General features: G+C 59.9%; 23 protein-coding genes and 2 pseudogenes. 9 read left to right on the top strand and 16 right to left on the bottom strand.

Features of this window, described 5'->3' with window-relative positions; genetic code table 11:
• Positions 1-20: 20 nt before the first annotated feature.
• Positions 21-1064 carry a pseudaminic acid synthase gene (gene pseI, locus AC0V6X_RS13795; protein ID WP_486185119.1) on the top strand — a complete coding sequence of 348 codons (1044 nt, stop codon included), beginning with the start codon at positions 21-23 and terminating at the stop codon, positions 1062-1064.
• A gap of 5 nt (positions 1065-1069) precedes the next feature.
• Here the strand turns inward: pseI and AC0V6X_RS13790 are convergent, their stop codons facing one another.
• Genes AC0V6X_RS13790 through AC0V6X_RS13780 form a run of 3 tightly spaced genes read right to left on the bottom strand, consistent with a single transcriptional unit; the run spans position 1070 to position 5057 of the window.
• A complete protein-coding gene (locus tag AC0V6X_RS13790; RefSeq protein WP_486185118.1) occupies positions 1070-2491 on the bottom strand; it encodes a DUF6418 domain-containing protein in 1422 nt (473 codons plus the stop codon).
• Positions 2488-3450, bottom strand: a complete 963-nt coding sequence (locus tag AC0V6X_RS13785; protein ID WP_486185117.1) for a hypothetical protein — start codon at positions 3448-3450, stop codon at positions 2488-2490. Before AC0V6X_RS13785 ends, AC0V6X_RS13790 begins: the two co-directional genes overlap by 4 nt.
• Positions 3447-5057, bottom strand: coding sequence for a lipopolysaccharide biosynthesis protein (locus tag AC0V6X_RS13780; RefSeq protein ID WP_486185116.1), 1611 nt, complete (start codon positions 5055-5057; stop codon positions 3447-3449). Before AC0V6X_RS13780 ends, AC0V6X_RS13785 begins: the two co-directional genes overlap by 4 nt.
• 181 nt (positions 5058-5238) lie before the next feature.
• Between AC0V6X_RS13780 and AC0V6X_RS13775 the strand changes: the two genes are divergently transcribed.
• Entirely contained in the window at positions 5239-6660 is a 1422-nt protein-coding gene (locus tag AC0V6X_RS13775) for a capsular polysaccharide export protein, LipB/KpsS family (RefSeq protein ID WP_486185115.1), read from the top strand.
• 11 nt (positions 6661-6671) lie between these two features.
• Here the strand turns inward: AC0V6X_RS13775 and AC0V6X_RS13770 are convergent, their stop codons facing one another.
• Positions 6672-7562: a methyltransferase domain-containing protein gene (locus AC0V6X_RS13770; protein ID WP_486185114.1), complete on the bottom strand. Its 891-nt coding sequence runs from the start codon at positions 7560-7562 to the stop codon at positions 6672-6674.
• A gap of 94 nt (positions 7563-7656) precedes the next feature.
• Here AC0V6X_RS13770 and AC0V6X_RS13765 point away from each other — a divergent pair, with 94 nt between their 5' ends.
• From AC0V6X_RS13765 to AC0V6X_RS13755, 3 genes are all read left to right on the top strand, one after another.
• A complete protein-coding gene (locus AC0V6X_RS13765) occupies positions 7657-8475 on the top strand; it encodes a glycosyltransferase family 2 protein (RefSeq protein WP_486185113.1) in 819 nt (272 codons plus the stop codon).
• A gap of 80 nt (positions 8476-8555) precedes the next feature.
• Complete coding sequence (locus tag AC0V6X_RS13760; RefSeq protein WP_486185112.1) at positions 8556-9551, top strand: UDP-glucuronic acid decarboxylase family protein; 996 nt, start codon at positions 8556-8558, stop codon at positions 9549-9551.
• A gap of 27 nt (positions 9552-9578) precedes the next feature.
• Positions 9579-10592, top strand: coding sequence for an NAD-dependent epimerase/dehydratase family protein (locus AC0V6X_RS13755; RefSeq protein ID WP_486185111.1), 1014 nt, complete (start codon positions 9579-9581; stop codon positions 10590-10592).
• Positions 10593-10600: 8 nt separating this feature from the next.
• Here AC0V6X_RS13755 and AC0V6X_RS13750 read toward each other — a convergent pair whose 3' ends face one another.
• The 9 genes and pseudogenes from AC0V6X_RS13750 to AC0V6X_RS13710 all read right to left on the bottom strand — a co-directional run bounded on the left by AC0V6X_RS13750 (position 10601) and on the right by AC0V6X_RS13710 (position 18210).
• On the bottom strand, positions 10601-11212 hold the full coding sequence (locus AC0V6X_RS13750) for a hypothetical protein (protein ID WP_486185110.1): 612 nt from the start codon (positions 11210-11212) through the stop codon (positions 10601-10603).
• A 103-nt stretch (positions 11213-11315) separates the two neighbouring features.
• Positions 11316-11837 carry a demethoxyubiquinone hydroxylase family protein gene (locus AC0V6X_RS13745; RefSeq protein WP_486185109.1) on the bottom strand — a complete coding sequence of 174 codons (522 nt, stop codon included), beginning with the start codon at positions 11835-11837 and terminating at the stop codon, positions 11316-11318.
• Positions 11838-11866: 29 nt separating this feature from the next.
• On the bottom strand, positions 11867-12319 hold the full coding sequence (locus AC0V6X_RS13740; protein ID WP_486185108.1) for a disulfide bond formation protein B: 453 nt from the start codon (positions 12317-12319) through the stop codon (positions 11867-11869).
• Between the two features lie 33 nt (positions 12320-12352).
• Positions 12353-13768 carry a S41 family peptidase gene (locus tag AC0V6X_RS13735; protein ID WP_486185107.1) on the bottom strand — a complete coding sequence of 472 codons (1416 nt, stop codon included), beginning with the start codon at positions 13766-13768 and terminating at the stop codon, positions 12353-12355.
• A 155-nt stretch (positions 13769-13923) separates the two neighbouring features.
• Positions 13924-15171, bottom strand: a complete 1248-nt coding sequence (locus tag AC0V6X_RS13730) for a murein hydrolase activator EnvC family protein (RefSeq protein WP_486185106.1) — start codon at positions 15169-15171, stop codon at positions 13924-13926.
• 8 nt (positions 15172-15179) lie between these two features.
• Positions 15180-15602 (bottom strand): 23S rRNA (pseudouridine(1915)-N(3))-methyltransferase RlmH, encoded by a 423-nt coding sequence (locus AC0V6X_RS13725; RefSeq protein WP_486185589.1) that lies wholly within the window; start codon positions 15600-15602, stop codon positions 15180-15182.
• 136 nt (positions 15603-15738) lie between these two features.
• A pseudogene (gene rsfS, locus AC0V6X_RS13720) lies at positions 15739-16093 on the bottom strand (ribosome silencing factor).
• Positions 16094-16261: 168 nt separating this feature from the next.
• Positions 16262-16909 carry a nicotinate-nucleotide adenylyltransferase gene (locus AC0V6X_RS13715; RefSeq protein WP_486185105.1) on the bottom strand — a complete coding sequence of 216 codons (648 nt, stop codon included), beginning with the start codon at positions 16907-16909 and terminating at the stop codon, positions 16262-16264.
• A gap of 16 nt (positions 16910-16925) precedes the next feature.
• Positions 16926-18210, bottom strand: a pseudogene (locus AC0V6X_RS13710) (glutamate-5-semialdehyde dehydrogenase).
• A gap of 326 nt (positions 18211-18536) precedes the next feature.
• Here AC0V6X_RS13710 and AC0V6X_RS13705 point away from each other — a divergent pair.
• Complete coding sequence (locus tag AC0V6X_RS13705) at positions 18537-19637, top strand: M23 family metallopeptidase (RefSeq protein ID WP_486185104.1); 1101 nt, start codon at positions 18537-18539, stop codon at positions 19635-19637.
• Positions 19638-19683: 46 nt separating this feature from the next.
• Positions 19684-20097 carry a bactofilin family protein gene (locus AC0V6X_RS13700; protein ID WP_486185103.1) on the top strand — a complete coding sequence of 138 codons (414 nt, stop codon included), beginning with the start codon at positions 19684-19686 and terminating at the stop codon, positions 20095-20097.
• Positions 20098-20182: 85 nt separating this feature from the next.
• Here the strand turns inward: AC0V6X_RS13700 and AC0V6X_RS13695 are convergent, their stop codons facing one another.
• The 3 genes from AC0V6X_RS13695 to AC0V6X_RS13685 all read right to left on the bottom strand — a co-directional run bounded on the left by AC0V6X_RS13695 (position 20183) and on the right by AC0V6X_RS13685 (position 24009).
• Entirely contained in the window at positions 20183-21865 is a 1683-nt protein-coding gene (locus AC0V6X_RS13695; RefSeq protein ID WP_486185102.1) for a long-chain-fatty-acid--CoA ligase, read from the bottom strand.
• A gap of 153 nt (positions 21866-22018) precedes the next feature.
• Positions 22019-22843 carry a cell cycle transcriptional regulator TrcR gene (locus AC0V6X_RS13690; RefSeq protein ID WP_486185101.1) on the bottom strand — a complete coding sequence of 275 codons (825 nt, stop codon included), beginning with the start codon at positions 22841-22843 and terminating at the stop codon, positions 22019-22021.
• 143 nt (positions 22844-22986) lie between these two features.
• Entirely contained in the window at positions 22987-24009 is a 1023-nt protein-coding gene (locus AC0V6X_RS13685; protein WP_486185100.1) for an NAD(P)H-quinone oxidoreductase, read from the bottom strand.
• A gap of 129 nt (positions 24010-24138) precedes the next feature.
• Here AC0V6X_RS13685 and AC0V6X_RS13680 point away from each other — a divergent pair, with 129 nt between their 5' ends.
• Entirely contained in the window at positions 24139-24342 is a 204-nt protein-coding gene (locus tag AC0V6X_RS13680) for a DUF1192 family protein (protein WP_486185099.1), read from the top strand.
• Positions 24343-24491: 149 nt separating this feature from the next.
• The gene (clpA, locus tag AC0V6X_RS13675) at positions 24492-26888 is read left to right on the top strand and encodes an ATP-dependent Clp protease ATP-binding subunit ClpA (protein ID WP_486185098.1); all 2397 of its coding nucleotides are present in this window, start codon (positions 24492-24494) and stop codon (positions 26886-26888) included.
• The last annotated feature ends 42 nt before the right edge of the window (positions 26889-26930 follow it).

Below are 26930 nucleotides of genomic sequence, written 5' to 3'. Positions count from 1 at the left end.
TTTGTCGGAGCACACCTCTTATGAAAATCGCTGACCGCCCGATTGACGCTTCCCATCCGCCCTACCTGATTGCTGAGATGTCGGCGAACCACAATGGCTCGCTCGAACGCGCGCTGGCGATAGTCGATGCGGCTGCAGACGCAGGAGCGCATGCCATCAAGCTGCAGACCTACACTGCCGATACAATGACGCTCGATTGCGAGGCGGAAGGCTTTGTGATCAATGATCCCGACAGCCTGTGGCACGGGCGGCATCTTCACGATCTCTATCATGAGGCGCATTTGCCTTGGGAATGGCACGGTCCGATCATGGAGCAAGCAACAAAGCGTGGCATTCATTGTTTGTCCTCCCCCTTCGATGCGAGCGCGGTGACGTTTTTGGAGGGGCTGGGCGTGCCAGCCTACAAGATTGCCTCGTTCGAGCTGGTTGACCTGCCGCTGATCCGGACGGTTGCGCGCACGGGCAAGCCGGTGATCATGTCGACCGGCATGGCGACCCCGGCAGAGATTGACGAGGCGGTTCGGGCGGCGCGGGGGGAGGGCAATGACCAGATCGTGCTGCTGAAATGCACTAGCACCTATCCCGCGACCCCGGAAAGCACCAACATCGCCACGATCCCGCATCTGGCCGCAATGACCGGCTGCGCAGTGGGTCTCTCTGACCACACGATGGGCTGCGGCGTGTCGGTGGCAGCGACGGCTCTGGGAGCTGTGTTGATCGAGAAGCACTTTACCCTGTCGCGCAAGGATGGCGGGGTTGATTCTGAGTTCTCGATGGAACCCGCCGAACTCGCACAATTGCGGGTCGAGACAGAGCGGGCCTGGCAGGCACTTGGTACAGTTTCCTATGGAGATGTGCCCGCAGAGCAGGGCTCGCGGACATTCCGCCGCTCGCTCTACATCACCCGCGATCTGAAGGCGGGCGACGTGATCGAGATGGATGCGGTGCGCGCAATTCGGCCGGGCTATGGCCTTGCGCCGAAACATCTCGACACACTGATTGGCAAAAGAGTGGCGCACGATGTGGAGCGGGGAACGCCGGCCGATTGGCGGATGCTCGGATAAGAACCTCAACCGGCCGGAATGGGCCGCAGCCTAGGAACGGTAGGTGCCCCTGAGCGGATTGCGGCGGTCTCTTGCCGCAGCTCTTCACCGCGTTCAACGAGCCGGCGCTCGATGACCCAGCAGGCAAGGAACAGGGCGATCTTGATCCAATAGGTCACTGCCAAGACGAAGGTCAGCATGCCGCCGGTGTAATGCAACGTCAGCCCGAAATAGAGGTATAGCCCCAGGATCGAAGTGAGGATGAGATTGCGGTAAAGGAGCCGCAAGAACAGGCTTAGGAACCACGCAGTGACAAAGCCCATGAACGGCAAGGATATAAAGGGCAGCCACGCGCCGAGAAGCTCAAAGTGCACTTCGGGATAGCCGCCATTATACGCCTGTCCCAGCCCAGTGAGCTCAGCCGTTCGGAAATAGCCAAGCTCCAGCGTCATCAGATATTGGATCGTGCTGTTGCGCTCTGCATTGATTGGGTCGAGGATCTCCTGCACCGCATGTTCGTTGATCGGGTCGGCCACATTCTCGAAATCCACCCTGTCCCAGGCATTGACCCAAAGGTGCACGGGCTGGACCAGAATGCGCTCCTGAATCTCATAGAGCGGCTCACGATAGTCGCGCACATTATAATAGGAATTGTAGAGCAGCCCGGCGACCATCACCCCGGCTCCCACCACTGCACAAAAACGGCTAAAGCCTGAGGTCAAAATACGTTGGCCGATCAGGCCGCCATCCAGCTCACCAATCCGTCCCGCCTTGCGCGCGATCAACACCAAGGCTGCTGGCATGAGATAGAAAGACACGAGGACAAAGAACACGCTGAAGCGGTTCCCCGTGACCACCCAATAGGCGATCAGCGCGATCGCAAGCCCTGCAAAGCGCAGATCAAACCCGCGCCCATTGATGCGCGGTAAGATGGTGAAGGCGCCAAAGATGAAATTGAGCAGAAAGTTCATCTCATAGGCGATATTGTGCACCGGGCCCGCGCTCTGAGAATAGGCGACACGGTCAATGCCTTGCAGGATCGGAACAGTCCCGGTCATCACGAAGTTGAGCGCCAGAAGGCCCAGCACCCCCAGCCCGAACGCAAAAGCACCATTGGCCGCGATCCGGTGATAGGCGCTGTCGAGCACACGTTCCTCGGCCAGTTTCTCAAACCGGCGGCCGCTATCAGGGAACAGGATCATCAAAGGGATGACAAAGGAAAGCGCGGCATAGATGAAGACAGGTGTCGCCATATTGCCGCCGACAAACTCGTTGAGCTCGCGCGTGTAAAACGGGCCAAACACATCAAGGACCGTGACATCGATCGCTCGGTAGACGAGCGGGAAGATCGTAAAGAACGCCGCGATGAAGAGCGCCAAGCGTGACTTGATAAGCATGGCGATGAGAGCCAGAAAACCGGCAAGGGCGAGGACGCTAAAGACGCTCATATAGGTGCCTCTCCCAACACTGCGCGTTCTATCGCGGTGCCTCCACGCATCGGAACAAATCGGTTCTGGGAGGCAAAGATGCGCGGCAGCGTGATGTAGGTTGCGGTGAACAACACGCGGTCATGTCCCGGTGCCAGTCGGCTGCCCATGTGCAGGCAACGCGATGTCTCAACCGCAAAGGTGCTTAGAGCGGGTGCAAATATCTGCTCCACATCGGATGGGTTTGCGCGGGATGACAACGCCTGATCGCTGGCATGGCTCGCGCCCAACCTTCCCGCTTTGTCAGATTGGGGGCCGCCCAAGAAGGTGAACGGGCCGCAGCCTTCCTCCAAGACGTCAGTGAGATAGACAAACAGCTTGATCGTGCGAACATCGTCATGGTCGCGGTGCCAGAGTTGCGACTGGCTAAGTGGTGCCTCGCTAGGCTGCGAGTGTGTCAGCAGCACATAGTCAAGCAAAGGCAAGGTTCCGAACGTTTCAGCCAACATCGCCAGCAAGCGAGGCTGGAGGGCAAAGCGAGTGAAGGCCGTGTCACTTGGCATGGCGCCGCCGACCAGGTCGCTGTCGAGCAGTCGGCTCCAATAGGGTTTGCGGCTTACTCCCTCTGGCACCATGGTAGGCGCGTTGCTGACAGTCTTGCGCTGCGCCTCTGACGCGAGTGCGCCCATTGCGATGGGGTCGACCAAGTGGTCAAGCCGCACAAAGCCATACCGCTCAAGATCACGAGCAGCCATACGAACTGACTGGTCACGGGTTAGTTCGAGCGCCAAAACTTTACGCTGAGCGAGCTCATCTTTGATCGCCAGACTGCGCATGGATTTGATCGGACGCGCCAAGCGGGATCGCAACAGGCGATATTTTAAGCGGGCCACACCTTTGCTGCCAAAGGCGCGCAATCGCCGCAGCGCAATCGACAATGGCCCGGCCCGCAACGGCTTGTTGGCGGTGATCGCCTTCATGATCTCAGCACTCGGTTGATCCGGCCTCGCAAACGACCACGCTCCTCAGGGCTTAGGACGAGAAAGTAGAGCGCTGCAGCATAGAGCCCAGAACACAGGAGTAGGGCGCAACTCCCTCCAATCCAGAGGTTTCGGCTGAGGAGCAATGCTGGGCCCGCCAATAAACCGGTGCCCAGAACGCCTGAGATCAAGATCGGGCCGACTACGACTTGGCCGACCACATGGCGAAGGCTTAGCCCATGGGCGCTTCGGAACACGGCCAGGACACAGGCAAACAAGGCCACCCCAGCGACCAGAAGAAGAGCGAAGAGGAAGATCAGGCCAAAGCCCTCCAATCCCCAGAGCAAGGCCGCAACGAAGCCGCCTAGCACCGCCAGATTGCAGCGGACAAATAGGCGGAAATGCGCCTGTTGGGTCAGGGTCGCGGCGCAGAAATTGCTCGCGAGGAACAATCCCTGAAATCCTGCAAAGGCGGCCATGAAGACGGCGAGTTGGCGGTATTCCTCTCCGACCCAGAGGCTGAGGATCACCGGTGCGAACAGAGACACCGCCACCAGCAAAGGCACCGCGATAATATAGTTCACCCGCAAGCCCGCCACAGCAAAGCGCGCTCGCGCCCCGCCCTTTACGTGACCTTGCGCCTCGCCCTCGCCCTCGCCGTCCGCAGCATCAAGCCCCGCAATATGCGGCAAAACGGCTGCGTTGAGGCTGCCTTGCAAGGTCTTGATAACGCGGGGGATGCGCGTGGCGATTTGATAGAATGTCAACGAGACTGGACCAAGGAAGACGCTCACGAAAAGCTCTGGCAACCGGTTGAAGCCCTGGCTCGCAATATTGCTCGCAAAAACCGATCCCGAAAGCCGCGCAAGGCCGCGAAAATGCCCTCCCGCACCAAAGCGAGGTCGCAAGGTGAACCAGCTGGCCCCTCCACTGCGCCGCGCCACCAGCGTGAAGATTGCTAGCAGCGTGACCGCGATCATTTGCTCCAAGACGATCAGTGCCACCAGATTGGTGGTGAATTGCAGCAGGACAAAGACGCCAAGCGCGAAGATGATGCGATCAGCAAGCTCCCAGACCTTAGTTGTCGCAAGATCCTGACGCGCGGTGAAATAGGCCTTGATCACTAGGCCGGGAAAGCCAGCGATCAGCCCCGCCCCAATGCAGGTCAGCGCCCATTGCATCGCTGCGAGGTGCTCGGGAGCGATCGCAAAGGCATGCGGCAAGGCGGTTTGCGCGAAGGCGATGACCCCTGCACCCATCACCCCGCCAATCGCGAGAAATAGGGCAAGGCCTCCACCAAGCACGGCGCGAAAGGATGCGGTGTCTTCTTCGAAATAGAACCGTGTGAGGTAGCGCACGATTGCGCCCTGAAACCCCAGCTCTGCCAAGTAGGCGAGACCCAAGATGTTGAACAATTGCAGGATCAGCCACAGGCCATAAAGCTCCGCTCCCATGTGCCACAGCATGTAGGGCACCAGCATCACCGCGAGCGCCATCGCCGCCATCTGCTGGCCAACGCTGAAACCAGTATTGCGCCACAAGAGCCGCTTTTCCGGGCCCCGCCGCGGTGCCTGATCGGCAGGCAGAGAAAGGCTTGTTTCGCTCATGGCCCTCCCTTTCTTCGCCGAGAATGACGCCGCAAATTGGCGCAGGACCGGATTAGCAGAGCGTTAGCGATGCTGGGTGCGCAGATAGCGCCAAAGCCGATGCAGTTCGGGTCGTTCTTGCGGGGATTTGTGTGGCTTAAGGGGCCGCCAAAGACACCTCAACCCCCGGAGCGCCACGCCCATGCAATCCCTCATCATCTCGACCCTTGCCGAATATCAGACCGCCTTCTGGGCCCCGGTCGGCAAGTCGCTTGAGGCGATTGGCCATACCGTAACCTTCGTTTCCTGCGACACACGCAGCACAGCGATGTTGGAAGCTGCCGGGCTGGATGTGGTCGATGGGACGCTAAGCGCGCGGATGGGAGCGGTTGGTGGTCAAGACCCGGTTGCGGTGTGCAGCTCAAAAGGGATCGACAATCCGGGGCCGCTTCTAACCCATGAACGCTTCGCCTTTGGGCTGAGTGACACTGATCACTTGTTGCACAAGCTCGCCGGGTCGCTGTTGGTCGGAGAGGCAGCGATTGATCGTGCTCGCACGAAGGGGGATCCGATCCTCCTGCAAGAGCTGGGCGGATTTCTATCGGTTCTGGGCCTCCATCACGCAGCGCTCAATGCGGGCGTGCCGAGCCTCTTTATCGAACCCAGCTTCTTCAAGGGCCGGATGCAAATCGTCGAAGGCTCGCTCTCAGCCTTGCGACTGGACGGCAGTGCTCGCGCTGAGGTTACGCCGGAGCTGGCTGCCTATATCGCGGAGGCGCGGAGCAGCGGTACACTTGTCATTCCGCAGAAGGACCGCCGGCACTATTCTGGGGCAGCTGCCAAACTGCTGAGCGGGCATAATATCCGCCGCTTGCTTGAGAAAGCGCGCGACAAATATCTGCTCGGCGCTGAGCAGGAGTTTGGCGCGATCGGCCACCATGTGCGCACTCATTTGCGGATGCTGCGTGCATCCTTTGCGCTGAGATCACACTATACGCCGCTCCAGGAACTCGGGCGGTTTCTTTACTACCCGCTGCACGTTCCAGGCGATGTCGCGCTGACCTTGCGCTCACCCGAATATCTCGATCAGCTCGCCTTGCTCGATTTCATCTGCCGACACGCTCCTCCTGACCACACCATCGTGACCAAAGAGCATCCGGCGATGATCGGCGCGGTTCCGCATGCCGGGTTATTGGGATTGAAGGCGCGCTATGATCGCTTTGCAATCCTGCCGCCTTCAACACCGAACTACACCGTTCTGCGCGCGGCGGCGAAGATCGTTACAGTCAATTCAAAAAGCGGTGCGGAGGCTGGATTGATCGGGCGCAAGGCAATCGTGCTGGGAGATGCCTTCTATCGGGATGCGCCCTTTGCGCTTGAGGTGGAAAACCTTGCTGATCTGCCTGCGCTCCTCGCAAAGGAACCCGAGTCCCCCTCGAATCAAATGCCCTCCAACGTGGAGACAGAAGCCTTTTTCGCCGCGCTTTGGCAACGCACCTATCCCGGCGAGCTCTATGTCAGTGATGCGGTGAACATCGACCGCTTCACGCAGTCTGTCACCACCGCTCTCATGCATAGGGAGATCGACGCACGGCCCGATGCCCCGATCCGACTGACAGCTTAGGCGGACCTGCGTCAGGACCGGTCAAACACCAAGAGTGTGGCGAAGTGGCGATGGCTGGACACGAAGTCGAGCCGCCGCTGTTCGACGATACGGATCAAGCCTTCGCGCTCCATCTTTTGCGCAGTGCCAATGATCGAACGCTGATAGTCCTGCCGCAGGACATAGGACCAGGTCGCAAGGTCGCGCAGCGAAGTGCGGCTCAAGAGCTCAAAAGTCGGCTCGATCATGATGTAGCGCCTAGCCCCGGCGGCGATGACGTTGCGGAAGATATTCTCTGTCTCGCGCGGCAATTGCTCAAGGCAATAGTGTGAGAAGACCGTGCGCCCCTCCAGATGCTTGTAACCCGATGACTGAGCGTCGAGCAGGTCAATTCGGTCGAAGGCCACGTTCTCGACCCCGTAATGCTCGGCCACTGTCCGCGCGACTTCAATGCCTCGCTTGGAAAGGTCGAGACCCAGGAAGCGCCGTTTGGGCAGGCTGGCCAGCAGTTCATAAATGATCGCACCGGTTCCACTCCCCAGCTCGACCAAAAGATCATCATCGGGGGCAAACTCCTCCATAATCGAGGCAAGTTTCAACCGGCGATAGCGATAATAGTCACGCGCCTGCATCCGGTGCAGCTGCCCATCTACCGTCACATGCATTTCGCGGCGCATATGTGCGCGTTCGGCATAGTGCTGCAAAGTTGGATTGAGCAGCCAGACCATCTCCTCTGCCTCACGCCGCCAGTCGCCCGCATCATAGTCGAGCTCCACAAGGCGCCGGTCCCGCTTGCGCCGCATCAGCAACTTGTGCGCAGCATCCACCGCCATCGAGCGCAGATAAACCAGATCGGCGGCGAGCGGGGCCACGCGCCTTGCGTCGAGAGGAGTAGCATCGAGGGAGGCTGTTTGGCTGAGCACGGCGTTAGATCCTTCTAATCTGGTTCTATCTTCGAGCCATCTGCAACGCGCATCACGCTACGAAGGCACCTGGCAAATTTGCAGGAGCAAGCGCATGTCAGCAATTCGAGAAAGGTCTATCCCGGACCTATTGGGGGCAGAGCAGCCCAAGGACCGATCCGGCGAACTCGTCTCGATCATCACTCCCGCTTACAATGCGGCAAGCGTGATCGCAGAGACAATCTCCTCAGTTCAGAGGCAGACGCATCCAAACTGGGAGATGTTGATCGCAGAAGATTGCGGGCCGGATGAAACGCGCGATGTGGTCCGCACATTTACGCAGCGCGACTCGCGTATTCGATTGATTGAGCCCGAGCGGAACGGCGGCCCGGCAAAGGCTCGCAACCACGCTCTAGCCAAGGCGCGCGGGCGCTGGATCGCCTTTCTCGACAGCGATGATCTATGGGTGCCTGAGAAGCTTAAGCGACAGATCGCTTTCCATGAGAGCCAACAGGATGCGGTTCTCAGCTTCACCGGATTTCGGCGTATCTCCGACGATGGCCGGCGCAAGGGCAGTTACATCAGCGTGCCACCGCGCCTCAACTATCGCCAGTTGCTCGGCAACACGGCAATTGCCACGTCCAGCGTGCTGGTCGATCGCAGTCTCTCTGGCGACTTCATGATGCGCGAGACCTTCTATGACGACTTCGCCTGCTGGCTATCGCTGCTGAAACGCGGTGGGGTTGCGGTCGGGCTCAATGAAGACCTGATGCGCTACCGCGTGATGGAGGCCTCTGTCAGCCGCGACAAACGAAAGTCAGCGCTGCACGTATGGCGCGCCTATCGCGAGGTCGAGAAGCTGGGACCGCTGATCAGCGCTTGGTATTTCTCCAACTACGCAGCGCGAGCGCTCAGCAAATACCGCCATTTCTGAGCGAGTTCGCGTGGACGCGCTGGCGATGCGCGGCGACATTGGAGGAGTTACAACACTCACCTGCAACCAAAAGGTGCCCCATGCCCAGCAAATCCTACGGCCGCCGCCGCGTACTCGTCACCGGAGGAGCGGGTTTTCTTGGCTCGCATCTGATCGACCGGCTGCTCGCACGCGGAGACGAGGTGCTGTGCGTCGACAACCTCTTCACCGGCGACAAGAGCAATATCGATCATCTCGTCGGCAATCCGCGGTTTGAGTTTATGCGGCACGACGTATGCTTTCCGCTGTTTGTGGAAGTGGATGCGATCTTCAACCTCGCCTGCCCGGCCTCACCGATCCACTATCAGCACGACCCGGTGCAGACGACCAAGACCAGCGTGCATGGCGCGATCAACATGCTCGGCCTCGCAAAGCGTCTGAAAGTCCCGATCTTCCAAGCCTCCACCAGCGAGGTTTATGGCGACCCAAGCGTCCACCCACAGCCCGAGGCGTATTGGGGTAATGTCAACCCGATCGGGCCGCGCTCCTGCTATGATGAGGGTAAGCGCTGTGCCGAAACTCTCTTCTTCGACTATCGCCGGCAGCACGGGCTCGACACAAAAGTTGCGCGGATCTTCAACACCTATGGGCCCCGCATGCATGCAAGCGATGGGCGGGTGGTGTCGAACTTCATCGTCCAGGCACTGCGCGGGGAAGACATCACGATTTTCGGCGACGGGATGCAGACGCGCAGTTTCTGCTATGTCGATGATCTGATTGAAGGTTTTCTGCGCTTCATGGACACGGGGCCAGAGGTTCACGGACCGATCAACCTCGGCAATCCGCGGGAGTTCACCATCCGCCAGCTGGCCGAGCAAGTGCTGGCCAAAGTCGGCGGCCGTTCAAAACTGGTGCGCAAGCCCTTGCCCCAAGACGACCCGATGCAACGGCGTCCTGACATCTCGCTGGCCCGGGAAATCCTCGACTGGCAGCCCTCAGTCGAGCTGGAGGAAGGCCTTGAGCGCACTATTGCCTATTTCCGCAAAATCGTGGGCAGCGAAGAACGGACAATAGTGGAGGCCGTTACCCTCGTGTAAAGAGGTCGCTCCTAAAGGGGCCTCATCATGCGCACTGTCCTCATCACCGGATCGGCCGGATTTATCGGTTACCACCTCGCACAGCTCTTGCTGGACGAGGGGTTCCGGGTCGTCGGCTACGACGGGATGACTGACTATTACGATGTACGGCTGAAAGAGCGGCGGCATCAGATGCTCCTCCAGAACCCGTATTTTTCCTGCGAGACCGGGCTGTTGGAGGACTTCGACAAGCTTCACTCGCTTGCAGAAAAGGCGAAGCCCGATGTGATCGTCCATTTGGCGGCCCAGGCAGGTGTCCGATACAGCCTCGAAAATCCGCGCGCCTATGTCGATGCTAATCTGGTTGGCGCATTCAACGTCATGGAATGCGCGCGCGAGTTGGAGGTAGAGCATCTGATGATGGCCTCCACCAGTTCGGTCTATGGCGCGAACACCGACATGCCGTTCGACGAGCGTGAGAAAACCGACAGCCAGCTGACCCTGTATGCCGCGACGAAGAAGGCGAATGAGGCGATGGCCCATTCCTACGCGCATCTTTGGAACCTGCCGACGACGATGTTCCGCTTCTTCACGGTCTACGGGCCATGGGGGCGGCCCGATATGGCGCTGTTCAAGTTCACACGCGGGATCCTCGAAGGGACCCCGATCGACATCTACAATCAGGGCGAGATGCACCGCGATTTCACTTATGTCACCGATCTGGTGCGCGGCATCCGCCTGCTGCTGGACACGCCTCCGGTCAGGCCCGAAAGCGCCGAGGAAATTCCGGAATGGGACTCTCTTTCCCCGGCAGCCCCTTGGCGCGTGGTCAATATCGGCAATAGCGAGACCGTGAAGCTCACTGATTTCGTCGACGCGATTGAGGCGGAGTGCGGGCGCGAGGCGATCCGTAACTTCATGCCAATGCAAAAGGGCGACGTACCCGCGACATGGGCCAACGCGACCCTGCTACGCGAGCTTACGGGATACACGCCTCAAACCAGCGTGCGCGATGGGATCAGGCAGTTTGTTGCCTGGTACCGCGACTATTACTCTGTGTAATTAGAGGCTCAGTTGCCGCTGCCGTCATCGGTTGGACCGACGGCTGGTGCTGGAGCAGGCTCAGGCAAATCCTCTTCACCGGGAAGCGGTGCGTTCCGCTCACGCTCCAACCGCTCCAGATATTCGCGTTCGATTTGCTCGACCCGCTCTTGTTCAGCGGCGGCATCCGCATCAATGGTGGAAAGGCGCGCTTGGCGTTCTTCCTCGATGAGCTGAGCGAAGCGGACATTCTCACCTTCAGCGCGGTCAGCATAGGCGGCATTGATCATCTGCTGCGTGCAGCCCGTAAAGCCACCCGCGCCTGCCGGGTCGCAGGACATCGTGCCAAACTCACCGATATAGCGAATACTCTCAACCCGGCGCGACCAAGCCGTGTTCTCAGGTGAGGAGCTGGTGCGAAGGTTGGAAGGAATGCGATAGCGCTCAGCCTCGACCAAAATTTCGCACACGACGATCTCACCCTCTTGCGTGGGCTCAGGGCATTCGTCTTCGCTGTAGGCGATGACCATGTTGACGCGGTCGCCCGCCTGATCCTGCGCCGCAGCAGGAGCGGCGGCGATAATCGCAGCGAAGGGGGCTGCCAAGGGAGCGGCAAGTGCGAGGCGGGAAATCGTCTTCATGAGCTGTCTCTCGGGTACGGGGGTCCGGCTAAGCGACTAGATAGCAGCGCGTGAACCGATAATGAAGGATGTTGCGCCGAGCGGTGGGCCTTGCAACCGATCCCTAGACCCGCTCGCTCACCTTGATCGCAATCCGGCAACCCAGTTTGATCGCGCCGGAAAGCAGCGGATAGGCCGGGGCCTTCTCCGCGCCGTTAGCAAGCGCCGCATCGCGGTGCTCGCGCTCATCCTCACGGAATTCTTCAATCATTTCCGATAGCTCAGGGTCCACATTGCCCTCCGCCAACCGGTCGAGTTGCTCGGAGTAATGCTTGTCGATCTCTTCTTCGACCGCCGCCGTGCACGCCATCGCAGCCTCAGGCCCAAGCAACGCGGTCCCAGCACCCAGAGCGTATCCAGCCATCGACCAGAAGGGTTGAAGCGCGGTCGGACGCACGCCGCGTTCTGCCATCAGCGCGTCGAAGCGGGCGCGGTGGCCCTCTTCCTGTTCGGCCATGTGCCGGATCTCAGCGGAGTGGGGGCCACGGTCGCCCATCACGGCGAGCTGGCCTTCATAAATCCGTGTGGCGCCAAACTCTCCGGCCTGATCGACGCGGATCATGCGGTGCAGTTCGTCTTTTTCCATCAGAAACTCCGTAAGTTCTCGCAAAGATCTTACTTCCTATACGCAGCGAGCGCCAGCACGGCCGCGCCGCCAAAACAAGAAATCAGGAAATTCCAGCCCGCCAGCGAGATGCCAAACAGATCCCAAGGCGCAACATCGCAGCGCACCAGTGGAGCGGCAGCGACATCCATAACGTCGACCGCACTGGGGATCGTCGCGCATCCGGTGACACCTTCCCACCAGCCATATTCGACGCCGGCGTGAAAGCCGCCAATCGCGCCTGAGATGATGATGGCAAGCCCCGCTAGCATCGTCCAAAGCCGGGTCGGAGGAACCACAAAGGCCAAGGCTCCAAGGCCTATCGCCGCGAGATGCGGCCAGCGCTGCCACCAGCACATCTCGCATGGATAGAGGCCAAAGCCATATTCCGAAATATACGCCCCGCCGAGCAAGGCGGCAGGCAGAGCAATCGCTAGAGCGCGGGCTTTAGTCGGGCCAGTCATGGGGTGTATTCTAGGGCCGCTTCGACAGCTTTCCTAGGGACGATTGGCTCCGCTGCGACCTGAACCCGTCCGGCTCAGAGCAACCGTACTCGCCGTTGTGCGACGCAGAGTTTCAAACGCATAGTGCAGCTGGAAGTCATCGACGCCCTGCTCCTCCAATTGCTCGGTGGTAAGCTGGAAGCGGGGATCATCGATGCGATCCTCTTCGACCTCATCATTATCAATGCCGAGATCATTGACGAGATGGCCGCGCAGATCGGATTCGCGCGTCTGATACTTCTCGCGCAGAGCATAGTCCGGATCGGACAGTTGCGGCACGCGGATGTCGGGCGAAATTCCGCCCTCCTGCACCGAATTGCCAAGCGGCGTGTAATAGCGTGCAGTGGTCAGTTTAAGAGCGGAGTCCGGTCCGAGCGGCAGCAACGACTGGACCGACCCTTTGCCGAAGCTGCGCTGACCCATGATCAAAGCGCGGCCATGGTCTTGCAAGGCGCCCGCGACAATCTCTGACGCTGAGGCAGAACCTGCATCAATCAGCACGATCATCGGCACGTCTTTCGCGATCTCACCCATGAATATCTGTGCATCGTCACGGCTCATCCGGCGGCGCATGTAATAATTCATGTCATCAGCTTCGAACTGGAACGTCTCACCCCACGAACGCCCACGTTGGGAGACGATCTGGCCGTCATCTATGAACAGATCGGTCAGAGCAACCGCTTCATCCAAGCTGCCGCCTGGATTGGAACGCAGGTCAAGAACCAGGCCGGACATCCGCCCAGCAGCCTCCAGCTCAAGCGCTTTCCACGCGTCATAGACATCACGGCCCACGTCAGCAGAGAATTCATTGACCGAGATGAGGCCAACATTGCCTTCCTGCAGTTCATAGGTGACTGGCTCCAGCTCGATCACTCCGCGAGTAACGTCGAGCTCCAAAGGCTCATCGCGGCCAGGGCGGAAAATCGTCAGTTGGATCGAGGTGCCTTCTTTGCCGCGCATGCGAGCAACGGCTTCGTCCAGCGTGCCGCCTACAATCAGTTCTCCATCGAGGTGGGTGATGTAGTCGCCCGCTTTGATACCCACCTGATCAGCCGGGCTGCCTTTGAACGGCGAGATAACCTTGACTGCGCCCTCTTCCATGATGACCGACAGGCCAAGGCCGGAATAGTTGCCGTCGATCAGGGTCGTCAGCCGCTCCAGATCGCTTCCATCGAGATAGGCACTGTGCGGATCGAGCGCAGAAAGCATCCCGTCAATCGCGCCCCGCACAAGGACTTCGTCTTCCACTGGCTCAACATAGTTGGCCTGCACGCGCTGCATGATGGCAAAGATCTTGGCGAGCTCTGGTCCGGCGCGGCCATCCACTTGCGCCATAGTGGCGGTGGTGGCGGGAATCAGCGCAACGGCGGTAACAAGCGCGGCGCTACGAAGCAGTGGTGCAATTTTCATATGGGTGAGCGGCTCCTTTGGCTCATATCGGTATAGGACGCTGTGCCTGAACGCCAGATAACTTCGACAAGCGACGTCTGCGATCCCACCATGGCACAGCTAAGTCACGTATGTGACGCGCAACCGGATGCAAGGACTGAAAAGCGGACAGCCTCTTATCCAAGGTAATTCAGAGGGTTAACTGGTTCACCATCTTTGCGCAATTCGATGGTCAGAGCCTCGCCATCATTGCCAGCAACACCCAAGGGAGCGCCGCCAATAACCTCATCCCCGACCTCGGCATCGGTTCTTGCAAGGCCGGTGACGAGGCTAGTCCAGCCGCCGGGATGCTCGATAATGATGATTCGCCCAAAGCCGCGATAGGGTCCGGCAAAGGCGATCCGCCCTGCGCTTGGCGCAACGACTTGAGCGCCCGGAGCCGGGGAAAGAGCGAGACCTTTGGACCGCAGGCCGCTCTCGCGCAGCTCTCCGAAGCCGGCAATGGTACGACCTTGGACCGGGAGTTGGAAGCTACCAATTCGCGAACCGGAGCGGTCGCTGGGCGAGGGTGTTGGTTGGGGGTCTCCGCTTTGCTCTGTGCCACCAGGACTGGCCGCGATATTGGCAGGGCGCCGGATGGGGCCAGACAAAGCGGCAAGTTCACGGCGCAGCTCAGCCGCTTCTCCCAAAGTCTCGACCAAGCCATCCAAATCGCGCGCTTCCTCAGCCAGAGCCAGTGCGCGCTCACGCTCACGCGCGGCGTTGCTGCGGGCGGTGTTTGAAGCAAGGCGTTGCTGTGCTTCGAGGTTGGTGAGTTCAATACGCTTAGCCTGAAGGGCATCCTCACTGTCACGCAAAGCGTCGAGCGCATTTGCGGCGCGGCGTTCAAGCCTCACTCCCTCCTCTAGCTCCCCACGCAAAGCAGCGGTGCGAGTGCGTATCTCCGGCACAGCAGAGGCGAGGACGGCGCGAACGTAGACAAGGTCCTTTAGCGATCCGGGCTGAAGTGCTGACAAGGCCAACGGGCGGCGTGAGCTGGTCTGCAATGCGGCGGTTAAACGTACGAGCGGTTCTCGGCGTTCGGCGAGACGTGCGGATAGCGCCTTCCGATCGGCGGTCGCGAGCGAATAGCGCGCGCGTGCGGCGGCGATGTCAGCTTCGCGCGCTTGTATCTGGGCAGCGAGTGCAGCGGCTTCGCGGGCGGTCTTGTCCGCGGCCTCAATCGCGCTCTCAGCATCGCGGATCAGCTGTGCAGCGCGCGCTTCGGCACGCTGGCCTTCGCGGGTGGCGCGAGTCAGTTCGGCTTGGGCTTCCTCAGGCTCTAGCAAAAGCGGGTCGCGCTGCGCCTGTCCGTCGGGAACGCCGAGGATCAACGCGGCGCAAAAACCGCAAAGGCTCAGAAAGGAAAAGACAAGACCACGCATCGCAAGCTCTACCCTGCCCGATGATAGGGATGGCCTGCAAGGATGGAGGTGGCGCGGTAGAGCTGCTCCATCAACATCGCGCGGGCGAGCAAGTGCGGCCAAGTCGCCGGGCCGAATGCCAGCAGCAGGTCCGCCTCGTCCCGCTCAGCGTTTGAATGTCCATCAGCGGCGCCGAGCACAAAGCGCGTTTCGCGCGTGCCGGTGTCGCGCCATTTCTCAAGCGTTTCAGCGAGGGTCTCAGAGGACAGCGCCTTGCCACGTTCATCCAACAGGACCGTTTTGTGAGGAGTTTGCGGATCGGGAATCCTGCCCCCGGTCTCTGGCAATTCGGTCAGTTTGACCGGCCAAGTGAGGCGCTTCTCATAGCGCGCAACCAGCTCCGCCTCCGGAGAGCGAGCGATCTTTCCGCGGGCGATGACGTGGAGAAGGATGAGATTCGTCCTAAGGCCTAGCACCAAACGGTCCGCTTTGCGGACCGCAAGGCCGACCGGCCGCCCGCAGCGATGCGGCCTTCAGGCCGCTGAGCGAGGATATCGCACGCCGGATGGCGTGCGAAAACAAAGACTCTTACGCTCTACCCGCCGCGGCCTCGCCACCCTCAAACGACCACATGCGTTCAAGGTTATAGAAGCTGCGCACTTCGGGGCGGAACAGGTGGACAACGACGTCGCCGGCATCGATCAGCACCCAGTCCGCGGCTGGCAGGCCTTCGATCCGCGCAGGGCCAAAACCGGCCTGCTTGACCTTCTCAGCCAGTTTTTGCGCCATCGCTGCCACTTGCCGAGTTCGAGCGGCCGCTGGCGATCACCATGTGATCGGCCACCGAGCTCTTCCCTTCGAGCGGGATTGAGACGATCTCTTGCGCCTGATCATCGTCGAGCTGGCGCATGACCAGATCGTGCAGTTCGTGATCATCGGACATAGATGTCACCGCGTTGAGCGCCGCGCCCTTTTCCGACGCGTTCGATGTATGTGCCTGTGGTGTAGGCAAATGGGTTTCTCCGATTTGTGGGATGCATGGGGAGTGTGCTGGATACTGTCGCGAACATAGGAAGGAAGTATAGTGCAAGATCGCGAGGCGACCTGCGCATTATTCGTCCGATCCCGAGATTATGCGAAAAGTGAGCCGGTCTCGTGGACAAGCGCCGCGATAGTCTAAGGCCCAATCAACATTGGTACGGCGGATGGCCGTGGCCGAGCGTGGGTCCGGATCGAAACGCAAAAACACCAGTGCCGGTGCGCTCCCCAAACGTGTGTGCCCCCGTTTACGAAAACTGGCGGCAGACACCGTATAGCGTCTGAACCAGGCCATGGCGGGGCTCGCCATAGCAGCTTGGTTATAGCCGGGCCTGGCGATGACTGCAATCGGCATAGTGCGCGCAATATCGCGCCAACGTTTCCAACGGTGGAACTCAGCAAGATTGTCGGACCCCATCAGCCAGACAAAATCGCGCTTGGGATAACGGCGTTTGAGCGCTCTTAGCGTGTCGAGCGTGTAGCGTGTGCCCAGGTGCTGCTCGATCGCTGTCGGGATGATTGGAGAGCGCCTCGCCTGCACCTCAGCCGACTTGAGCCGGGCGGGCAGCGGTGCCATGCCTTTGCGTGTTTTCAACGGATTGCCGGGAGACACTAGCCACCAGGCCTCTTCCAATCCCAGCGCCGCCATCGTAAAGCGCGTGATCCGGCGATGCCCGCCATGGGCGGGATTAAAGCTGCCGCCTAGAAGGCCAGTGAGCATGGTCGCTATCCGAGCCTCAAGGCCGCGCCTGACCATTGCCACGAACGAGCCATTTGTATGTCGTCAGGCCCTCCAAAGCGACGGGGCCACGTGCATGAAGGCGGCCTGTGGCGATGCCGATTTCCGCCCCAAGGCCAAACTCACCGCCATCGGCAAACTGCGAGGAGGCGTTGTGCATCACAATCGCGCTGTCGACCTCAGCGAAGAAGCGCTCGGCGGCGGCGTCATCCGCGGTGACGATTACATCCGTGTGAGCAGAAGAATGGCGCGCAATATGGGCGAGCGCCTCGTCCATGCCGTCAACTTGGGCAACAGAAAGGATCGCGTCGAGATATTCGGTGTCCCAGTCATTGGCACTGGCCGGAATAACCCTCGAATCGAGCGCCTGAACACGGGCATCCCCACGCAGCTCGCACCCTTCGTCAATCAGAGCAGCAACCAAAGCGCCTGCGCCGTCAAAATCGCGGTCGATCAGCAGTGTTTCCATCGCCCCGCAAATGCCTGTGCGGCGTAGCTTGGCGTTGAGAGCAATGGTCTGCGCCATCTCTGGTTCAGCGGCGGCATGGATGTAGGTGTGGCAAATGCCGTCGAGATGCGCGAGTACAGGGACGCGGGCATCGTTTTGCACGCGCTCAACCAGGCTCTTTCCGCCGCGCGGAACGATCATGTCGATCAAGCCGGCAGCTCGCAACATCGCTCCGACTGCCGCTCGGTCCTGGGTGGGCACCAGCTGCACCACCTCAGCGGGCACACCGCCTTCGACCAGGCCTCTGGCCAGACTAGCGTGGATTGCGCGGTTTGAATGCACCGCCTCACTTCCACCGCGTAGGAGTGCCGCATTGCCGGATCGGACGCATAGAGCTGCGGCATCGGCGGTCACGTTTGGGCGGCTTTCGTAGATGATCCCAATGATCCCAATCGGGACGCGAATGCGCGACATTCTGAGGCCGTTGGGCCGCTCTGATTGATCAATGATCTCACCTACGGGATCGCGGAGATTGGCCACAGCCTCCACCGCACTAGCCACCGAATCCAGCCGCGCCTTGTCAAGCGAGAGGCGGTCGAGCATGGCTGCCGTCAGGCCCCGGGCGCGGCCTGCCTCAAGGTCTTTCGCGTTCTCAGTAAGGATAACTCCAGCATCTACGCGGATCTCGGTTTGCCGCCAATTTCAGCGCCTCAGCCCGCGCCCCGCTCGTCATCCGAGCCAGCGTGCGTTGCGCCATCCGCGCCGCTTTGGCGAGATCGGCAACCAATTGCTCAGGCGTTTCTGTTGCTTTCGTGGCGGGGCTTGTTGACGTCATTGCGGCCGCTTTAGCAGCGGCGGCATGGGCGGCCAAGTGAGCTTCAAACAGCGAATCATATGGGGTGCCACCTACGGGAAAGTACGCTCGAATCGGTCACCGTCTTACCAATCGGTTAAATTGTATGCATCCGACACAAGCTGGGACATCCCCAAGATTGCCCTCAGCTGAACGCTTCACCGCACTAAGCTTTCCGTTCAACCGGTACACGTAGGTCTGGATTCGATTCCTTTAGACTTGCCCGCTACCTAGCGTTGCAAATTAAAACACAAACCCTTGGGGCCGTTTTGTCAGACAGTAAGAGCACACGCTCATGGAGTGAGAGGTTGCGCGATTGGTTTCCCGATCGCGAGTTCTTCATGCGCTCTCAGGGTCAGGTGCGTTTCATCAAGATCTCGTCCGCGATGCAGAAAGGCGCAGCATTGGCTGTGGTCCTTCTGGCTACCGGCTGGGCCGGATCGATGGGCGTGATGGCGTGGAACAAATACACCGCCGAAGCGAGTCTCGCATCCTTCCAGGACGAAAAAGCCCGCATCGCTGACAGTGAAGAGCGCTTGCAGGCCTATGGCGGCGATCTTGAACGTGTGGTCGAGGATCTTCAGACCCGTCAGGACGTGCTCGATGCCATGTCCGAAATGCTCCCTGCCGATATCCAGACGGTTGATACCAATGTGACCGACAGCTCGGAGGAAACTGCCAAGACGGTGGAGCAGGTCGGTATGATGTTCCCCCAGGCACGCGGCCTGGCTGAGGTCGAAGCGCGCCAGCTCGCCTATGTCGAGAACATGACGCGCTACGCTGACTGGCGGGCTCGGCGGGCCGAAGAAGCTTTGCGGACATTGAACCTCGATCCGCGTAGTGTAACCCGTGATGCGCAGAGTGCTGCGATGGGTGGTCCGCTGCAATTGCTTGCAACTTCTGCTGACGGTTCGCTTGATCCGCGATTTGAACGTCTGGGCCTGAGCCTTGCCCGGATGACTCAACTCGAAGCCGCGCTCGATGGGGTGCCGCAAGTTGTGCCTACCCCAACCGGCCGTGTCACTTCGCCCTATGGTTTCCGCCGCGATCCGTTCACTGGGCGCAGCGCGATGCATAACGGTATTGACTATGGTGGCCCGATTGGCTCGCCGATCTACTCCGCTGCTGCAGGTAAAGTTGTGGCCGTAGGGTGGAAGTCTGGTTATGGTCGCACCATTGATGTTGAGCACGGCAATGGCGTGATGACGCGCTACGCCCACCTGCACAGCTTTGACGTTGTCGTCGGTGACGAAGTTGAAGCCGGCCAGACCATCGCCGGGCTCGGCAATTCCGGTCGTTCAACCGGCCCCCACCTGCACTTTGAAGTGCGCATAAACGGTCGTCCGGTAAACCCGCGGCCCTTTTTGGAGACAGCCCCCGATGTTCTCAAAGAAGTCCGCGGCTCCTGAGGCTTCCCCGCCAACGGTCCCCAGCCCCAAACCCCGAGGAAAATCCATGGCAAACGGCAACTCAACCTTCTCGGTCATCGGTTCAGACGTCGCTATCACCGGCGACATCAGCGCCACTGTTGACCTGCATATCGACGGCAAGGTCGATGGCGACATCAAATGCGCCTCACTCGTCCAAGGCGAATCGAGTGAGATTTCTGGCTCTGTGGTCGCAGATACTGCTCGCCTTTCTGGCAGCGTCAAAGGGTCGATCACTGCGAAAGAGTTGGTGATCCTCAAATGCGCCAAGATACAGGGCGACGTGCACTATGACGCGTTGACGATTGAGCAGGGTGCTCAAGTGGATGGCCGCTTTGCTCCGAACTCGGCTAAGCCTGTCGCTGCAAAAGCACCCGCTCCTGAAGCGGTGAAGCGTGTGCCGGCAGATGATGCACAAGCCAAGCTTGAGATCGCCAAGTAGGCAACACGTTTCGCTGAGAAACAGAAAGCGCCGCGACCCGCACGGTTCGTGGCGCTTTTAATCTTCGCAAACTCTCTAAGCAGCTTCAGAGGACTTCGGCGCGCAGGGCCTTGCGGTCGAGTTTGCCGATTATCGTCTTGGGCAAGCTCTCGCGGATGACGACTTGGTCGACCCGTTCATGCTTGCCGATCCGTTCGTTTATCCAATGAGCGATGCTCTCGCCATCGGCATCAGCGCCCTCTTCCAGGACCACATAAGCACGTGGCACTTCGCCGCGATAATCGTCAGGCACACCGATCACGAGCACCTCTTTGACAGCCTCGTGCTGGAGCACCACGTCCTCGACCACGCTAGGGAAGACCTTGAACCCGCCAACGCTGATCATGTCCTTGATCCGGTCAACGATGGAGAGAAAGCCGTGTTCATCCATCTGCGCGACGTCACCGGTGCGCAGGTAACGCTTGCCATCGCGCTCGGCAAAGACCTCCGCATCGGTTTCCGGCCGCTGCCAATAGCCGCGCATGATCTGCGGCCCATGGATCGCGAGCTCTCCCGGTTCGCCCTCGGGCGCAAGGCTTGTCGGGTCCTCTTTGTCGAGGAGAACAATCTCCGTCCCCGCCACCAATTGGCCGATTGTGCCGCGTTTGCGGGTGCCTTGGTAAGGATTGACCGAGACCACGCCTGAACTCTCGGTGAGGCCATAGCCCTCGACCAGCCGGACGCCGGTGACCTCCTCAAACTTGGCATGGACAGGGGCCGGCATAGGCGCACCCCCAGAGATGCAGACTTTAAGGCTGGAGAGATCGGTCTTGGCGAGATCAGGATGATCGAGCAGCGCCTGAAACATAGTCGGCACGCCGGGAAAGCCGGTAGCCTTGTGTTTCTCAATCGTCTTCAACACCTGCCCTGCATCAAAGCGCGGCACCATCGCAATCGCTCCGCCCGAAGCGACAGCGTGGTTCAGCAGCGCAGTGTTGGCAAAGACGTGGAAGAAAGGCAGCGCACCCATGAACACTTCGCCGCGCGGATTGCCGAAGGAATTGATCGCCGCGACTTGCTGCGCGTTCTGCGTCAGCTGGCTGTGGCCGAGCATCGCGCCTTTAGGTCGTCCGGTTGTCCCACCGGTATATTGAAGGAGCGCGAGGTCATCGGCGGTCACACCGGGAAGATTGCCCGAAGGCTCTCGCAGAATATCGCTCCACGCAAGAGTATGCGGGCTCCATGAGACATCGGCAATCTGGCTACGCTTCAAGAGCTTCAGAGCAAGGCCCTTGTACCAAGGCAGCATCTCTGCGAGCGAGCCGACCACCAAGGTTTCCAACTCGGAGGAAGCGAGAACCTTCGACGCTGTATCGTATAGCTCAGGCACGTCGAGCGTGACCAGCAACCGCGTCCCACTGTCGCCGACCTGCCAGGCCAGTTCCTCGACAGAGTAAAGCGGCGAGAAGTTCACCACCACAGCGCCCGCCATCATCGCTCCGTAATAGGCGGAGGCGTAGATCGGCACATTCGGAAGAAACAGGCCAACACGGTCGCCGGGCTTGATGCCGAGAGCCTGCAGACCGGCCGCAAACCGAAGTGCCTCGCGATGCATCACGCCATAAGAATACGTCCGCCCGAGGAAGTGCAGAAACGGCGCAGATGGATTGTCTTCGACGGTTCGCGCAAACATGGCTGGCAAACTCATCGCCTCAAACGTCGTGTTCCACGGCGTGGGGTGATGATAGTCTGGCTGACTGGATGGCGAGGCGACCGTATTTACACTCATGTCAATAAGCATAGCGAAAGCGCTCTCAGGCACAAGCGAAACGGGGGCCGCTTCGACGGTTTTTGGCCGCAGCCTATCGAGGCATCTGACCCAGAAACTAAAAAGGGCGCCCGCAAAGGGCGCCCTTCTCGACTATATGGTTGACCGAACGACTTACTCGGCTGGCTTTTCCTCGGCCGCTTCATCGCCGTCAGGTGCTGTCGGCTCTTCGACAGCTTCTGGCGTTGGCTCCTCAGCAGGGGCTCCGAAGGTCGGTTCTTCGATCACTTCGCCAGCCGCTTCAGCTTCGCGCTTCTGAGCCAGCCAGGCTTCGGCCTCGGCTTCCTGCGCGGCTTCGGCAGCCGCCTTGGCATTAGCTTCACGCTCAGCGCGCAGCTCGTCGATCAGACGTTCCTTATCGGAGCGGCCATCGGTGACTTCAGCGGGCGCGGCCTCTTCGGTGATCCCTGCGCGCTTGGCTGCTTTGGCCACCACCGCGTCGAGCTCACGCTGCGAGCAAAGGCCGAGTGTCACAGGATCCTTGGGTTGGATATTCTGGATGTTCCAGTGCGTCCGCTCCTTGATCGCACCGATCGTGTTGCGTGTCGTTCCGATCAACTTGGAGATCTGCGCGTCCGAAACCTCAGGATGGTTGCGCAGAACCCAGGCGATGCCGTCGGGCTTGTCCTGACGTTTCGAAACCGGCGTGTAGCGCGGGCCCTTGGTGCGGGTCACTTCGACCGGTGCCTTGTGCATTTTGAGCGCGTATTCTTCGTCTTTTTCGCCCAGAGCGATCTCTTCCAGCGTCAGCTCACCAGCGTGGACCGGGTCGCGGCCGGTATACTTGCTACCCGCCAGATCGTCGGCCATCGCCTGCACTTCGAGGATATGCAGACCGCAAAACTCGGCAATCTGTTCAAAGGACAGGCCGGTGTGATCGACCAGCCAGGTGGCAGTGGCATGCGGCATCAGCGGCTTGGGCTGGTCCTTGGTAGCCATGAGGGAATCTCCAAAGGGAAAAGGCGTTCAAAATAGAAGGGCCGCCCCTTTCGGAGCGGCCGTTGCGAGGTAGCAAATAGGCGAAAGGGGGGCATTCGGCAAGGGATTCAGCACGGAGTGGGCATTTCAGCCACTTCGCAAGCCTAGTCCCCGGCAACCTCCAGCACGATCTTGCCGATATGCTCACCCGCTTCCATGCGCGCATGAGCGGCGGCGGCCTCGGCTAGCGGGAAAGTCTGGTCCATAACCGGAGCAAGTTCCCCTTGCGTAAAGAGCGGCCAGGCATTCTCCGCGATTTCATCCGCCAGCGCGGCTTTAAACGCGTCTGAACGCGGGCGCAGGGTTGAGCCGGTCATGGTCAGGCGCTTCATCATGATCAGCGGCATGAAAAGCTGCGCCTTCGCTCCGCCCAAAACGGCAATAGTCACATGGCGACCATCTTCGGCGAGGCATTGCAAGTTGCGCGGCACATAGTCGCCGGCGACCATATCGAGCACGACGTTGACTCCCGCCCCATCGGTGTGAGTCTTTACAGCCTCGACAAAATCCGCCTCTCGGTAATTGATGGCGAGATCCGCACCGAGCTTCCGTGCCGCTTCGCACTTCGCTTGGTCGCCGCAAGTCACGATCACTTCGATATCGAAGGCTTTGGCGAGCATGATTGCCATCGTGCCGATCCCGCTCGTCCCTCCATGGACCAACAACCGCTCGCCATCGCGGATCATCCCGCGTTGGAAGACATTGTGCCATACGGTGAAGAGCGTCTCTGGTAGAGCCGCAGCGGATTTGAGGTCCATGCTGTCAGGGACAGACAGGCAATGCTGCCAGGGCGCGGTACAAAACTCGGCATAGCCTCCGCCCGGTGTCAGCGCCGCGACCCGCGCGCCCAGCATCTCAGCTGGGACCTCGCTGCCGACTGCCACGACTTCGCCAGCCACTTCCAGCCCGAGCAACGGCGATGCACCTGGTGGCGGCGGATAGAGCCCTGCACGCTGCGCACAGTCCGGGCGATTGACCCCGGCATAGGCGACCTTGATGAGCACATCGCCTGGCCCGGGCTTAGGCACAGCGAACGAGCCCGCACTCAAGACCTCCGGCCCACCAGGCGCGTCGAAGCTGATCGCTCGCATCGTTTGAGGAATGACAGGCGCTATCGCCTCAACCATTGTAAGTGCCCCCGGCCGCCCCGATGTGATTCTGCAACTATGCACAGCTGCTAATCTGCAAATACCCAGCCTGCTCATTGACAGCAAGCGGGTTGAACGGGATGCTACCCCATATTGGAAGAAGGCCCGATGGAAGACGATGACCGCCCACTCGTGAAAGGAGACGCTGCGACCAGGCTCGCAAGCGAAGATCTGGCACCTTATTCGCAAGACGAGTTGGAAGAACGCATCGCCCTTTTAGAGACTGAAATCACACGCGTAAAAGCGCACAAAAACAAAGCTGCCAGCCACCGTGCCGCAGCCGATGCTTTGTTTGGCGGTTCCAAATCGTGAGGCGCTGCGTAACTTCCATAAGGCTTACGAAGATAATCCTGCCCAATTCGGAGTCGCAATCGCCAATGCGCCTCCCATATAGTGCTACGACTTCCCCCACCGCTTCCTTTTCCGAAGCCCCTTTCGCCCTCAACTAGAGACACGCCTACATGCCCAGTTTCGCCCAAAATCTCGAACGGACCCTGCACAACGCCCTCGCCCATGCGTCGGAGCGTCGTCACGAATATGCGACTTTGGAGCATTTGCTCCTCGCGCTGATCGACGACGAAGACGGCGCGCAGGTAATGGCGGCCTGTGGTGTGGATCTGGCAGAGCTTGGCGAAGTGGTGAAGCAGTATCTTGATCAAGAATATCAATCACTTAAGACCGAAGAAGACGCTGATCCGCAGCCGACTGCTGGCTTCCAACGAGTGATCCAGCGCGCAATCTTACACGTTCAGTCCTCGGGCAAGGACACGGTGACGGGCGCGAATGTTCTCGTGGCTTTGTTCTCTGAGCGCGATTCCTATGCGGTCTATTTCCTCCAGCAACAGGATATGAGCCGCCTGGATGCCGTGAGCTATATCAGCCACGGCATTGGCAAGGGTGGTCGTCAACTCGAATCAAAAGCGCCCTCAGGTAATGAGGAAGCGGCTGCTGAGGGCGGGGAGACCACGAAAGAAGGCGGGTCCAAGAAGGAAACCGCACTCGACCAGTTTACCGTCAACCTCAACAAGAAGGCCGAAGATGGTCGGATCGACCCGCTGATCGGGCGCGGTCCTGAGGTTGATCGGACGGTCCAGATCCTGTGCCGCCGGTCGAAGAACAACCCGCTCTATGTCGGCGATCCCGGCGTCGGGAAAACTGCGATTGCGGAAGGGCTCGCGCGCAAGATCGTCGAAGGCGACGTTCCCGAAGTGCTGTCCGAAGCGGTGATCTATTCGCTCGATATGGGCGCGCTGCTTGCCGGCACGCGCTATCGCGGAGACTTTGAGGAGCGCCTCAAACAGGTCGTCTCCGAGCTTGAAGGAATGCCGCATGCGGTGCTCTTCATTGACGAAATCCACACCGTCATCGGCGCTGGCGCAACCAGCGGCGGGGCGATGGATGCGTCCAACCTGCTAAAGCCTGCGCTATCCAACGGTTCGATCCGCTGCATCGGATCGACCACTTACAAAGAGTTCCGCAACCACTTCGAAAAGGACCGCGCCCTGCTCCGCCGGTTCCAGAAGATCGATGTGAACGAGCCCACTATTGAGGATACGATCAAGATCCTAAAAGGTCTGCGTAGTGCCTTTGAAGAACATCACAGTGTGAAATACACGCCCGACGCACTCAAAACTGCGGTTGAACTGTCGGCGCGCTACATCAATGATCGCAAGCTGCCCGACAAAGCCATCGACGTGATCGACGAAGTGGGTGCTATGCAGATGCTCGTCCCGCCCAGCCGCCGCAAGAAGAAGATCACTGCGCGCGAGATTGAGGCAGTGATCGCGACAATGGCGCGCATCCCGCCGAAATCGGTTAGCAAGGACGATAAGAAAGCGCTCGAAAACCTCGACCGTGATCTGAAGCATGTTGTCTTCGGGCAGGATGAGGCGATTACCCGCCTTGCCACCGCTATGAAGTTGAGCCGAGCAGGCCTGCGCGATCCGGACAAGCCCATCGGCTCATTCCTGTTTTCCGGCCCGACCGGCGTCGGCAAGACAGAGGTCGCCCGCCAGCTCTCCGGCATTATGGGGATCGAGCTGAAGCGCTTCGACATGTCCGAATATATGGAACGTCACTCGGTCAGCAGACTGATCGGTGCGCCTCCGGGCTATGTCGGCTATGATCAGGGCGGTCTGCTCACTGATGCGGTCGATCAGAACCCGCATTGCGTGCTGCTGCTTGACGAGATCGAGAAGGCGCACCCCGACCTCTTCAACATCCTCTTGCAGGTGATGGATAATGGTCGCCTGACCGACCATCACGGCAAGACCGTCGACTTCCGCAACGTGGTCCTCATCATGACGACCAATGCGGGCGCAGCGGATATGGCAAAGAGCGGTATCGGCTTTGGCGACGTGTCGAAGGAAGACGCCGGGACCGAGGCGGTGAACAAAATGTTCACGCCGGAATTCCGCAACCGTTTGGATGCGATTGTGCCCTTCGCCTATCTCGGCAAGAGCACGGTGGCGCGCGTAGTCGACAAATTCATCCTTGAGCTTGAACTCCAACTGGCCGAGCAGAACGTCCATATCCAGTTCGACAGCGATGCGCGTGCATGGCTGGCGGACAAGGGCTACGACCGCCTGTTCGGTGCCCGCCCGATGGGCCGCCTGATCCAGGACAAGATCAAGCAGCCGCTCGCTGAAGAGCTGCTGTTCGGCAAGCTTGCAGATGGCGGTGAGGTGTCGGTGACGATGAAGGATGGCAAGCCCTCCTTCGAACTCACCCCAGCGCCCCCAAAGACCAAGCCAAAACGGAAAGCACCAGTGCGCAAGAAGCCTGCAGCCAAGAAGGCACCTCCTGCGAAGAAGGGCGACACAAAACCCGAAGAGTCGGGCAGCGACAAGGAAAGCTGATCGCCTCAAGGTACAAGCAAAGGGCGCGAGTTGGGCAACCTT

The organism is Erythrobacter sp. S267 (genome assembly GCF_057365045.1).
Note: the sequence above shows the minus strand (reverse complement) of the source record. Positions and strands in the feature narration are given on the sequence as shown.

What these genes read in the sequence shown, in the direction of transcription:
- AC0V6X_RS13765 (WP_486185113.1), top strand. Translation starts at nt 7,657, where the DNA reads ATGTCAGCAATTCGAGAAAGGTCTATCCCGGACCTATTGGGGGCAGAG.
- AC0V6X_RS13700 (WP_486185103.1), top strand. Translation starts at nt 19,684, where the DNA reads ATGGCAAACGGCAACTCAACCTTCTCGGTCATCGGTTCAGACGTCGCT.
- AC0V6X_RS13755 (WP_486185111.1), top strand. Translation starts at nt 9,579, where the DNA reads ATGCGCACTGTCCTCATCACCGGATCGGCCGGATTTATCGGTTACCAC.
- AC0V6X_RS13735 (WP_486185107.1), bottom strand. Translation starts at nt 13,768, where the DNA reads ATGAAAATTGCACCACTGCTTCGTAGCGCCGCGCTTGTTACCGCCGTT.
- AC0V6X_RS13760 (WP_486185112.1), top strand. Translation starts at nt 8,556, where the DNA reads ATGCCCAGCAAATCCTACGGCCGCCGCCGCGTACTCGTCACCGGAGGA.
- AC0V6X_RS13785 (WP_486185117.1), bottom strand. Translation starts at nt 3,450, where the DNA reads ATGAAGGCGATCACCGCCAACAAGCCGTTGCGGGCCGGGCCATTGTCG.
- AC0V6X_RS13690 (WP_486185101.1), bottom strand. Translation starts at nt 22,843, where the DNA reads ATGGCTACCAAGGACCAGCCCAAGCCGCTGATGCCGCATGCCACTGCC.
- AC0V6X_RS13730 (WP_486185106.1), bottom strand. Translation starts at nt 15,171, where the DNA reads ATGCGTGGTCTTGTCTTTTCCTTTCTGAGCCTTTGCGGTTTTTGCGCC.
- AC0V6X_RS13745 (WP_486185109.1), bottom strand. Translation starts at nt 11,837, where the DNA reads ATGGAAAAAGACGAACTGCACCGCATGATCCGCGTCGATCAGGCCGGA.
- AC0V6X_RS13790 (WP_486185118.1), bottom strand. Translation starts at nt 2,491, where the DNA reads ATGAGCGTCTTTAGCGTCCTCGCCCTTGCCGGTTTTCTGGCTCTCATC.
- AC0V6X_RS13780 (WP_486185116.1), bottom strand. Translation starts at nt 5,057, where the DNA reads ATGAGCGAAACAAGCCTTTCTCTGCCTGCCGATCAGGCACCGCGGCGG.
- pseI (WP_486185119.1), top strand. Translation starts at nt 21, where the DNA reads ATGAAAATCGCTGACCGCCCGATTGACGCTTCCCATCCGCCCTACCTG.
- AC0V6X_RS13740 (WP_486185108.1), bottom strand. Translation starts at nt 12,319, where the DNA reads ATGACTGGCCCGACTAAAGCCCGCGCTCTAGCGATTGCTCTGCCTGCC.
- AC0V6X_RS13775 (WP_486185115.1), top strand. Translation starts at nt 5,239, where the DNA reads ATGCAATCCCTCATCATCTCGACCCTTGCCGAATATCAGACCGCCTTC.
- clpA (WP_486185098.1), top strand. Translation starts at nt 24,492, where the DNA reads ATGCCCAGTTTCGCCCAAAATCTCGAACGGACCCTGCACAACGCCCTC.
- AC0V6X_RS13680 (WP_486185099.1), top strand. Translation starts at nt 24,139, where the DNA reads ATGGAAGACGATGACCGCCCACTCGTGAAAGGAGACGCTGCGACCAGG.
- AC0V6X_RS13750 (WP_486185110.1), bottom strand. Translation starts at nt 11,212, where the DNA reads ATGAAGACGATTTCCCGCCTCGCACTTGCCGCTCCCTTGGCAGCCCCC.
- AC0V6X_RS13715 (WP_486185105.1), bottom strand. Translation starts at nt 16,909, where the DNA reads ATGCTCACTGGCCTTCTAGGCGGCAGCTTTAATCCCGCCCATGGCGGG.
- AC0V6X_RS13695 (WP_486185102.1), bottom strand. Translation starts at nt 21,865, where the DNA reads ATGAGTGTAAATACGGTCGCCTCGCCATCCAGTCAGCCAGACTATCAT.
- AC0V6X_RS13685 (WP_486185100.1), bottom strand. Translation starts at nt 24,009, where the DNA reads ATGGTTGAGGCGATAGCGCCTGTCATTCCTCAAACGATGCGAGCGATC.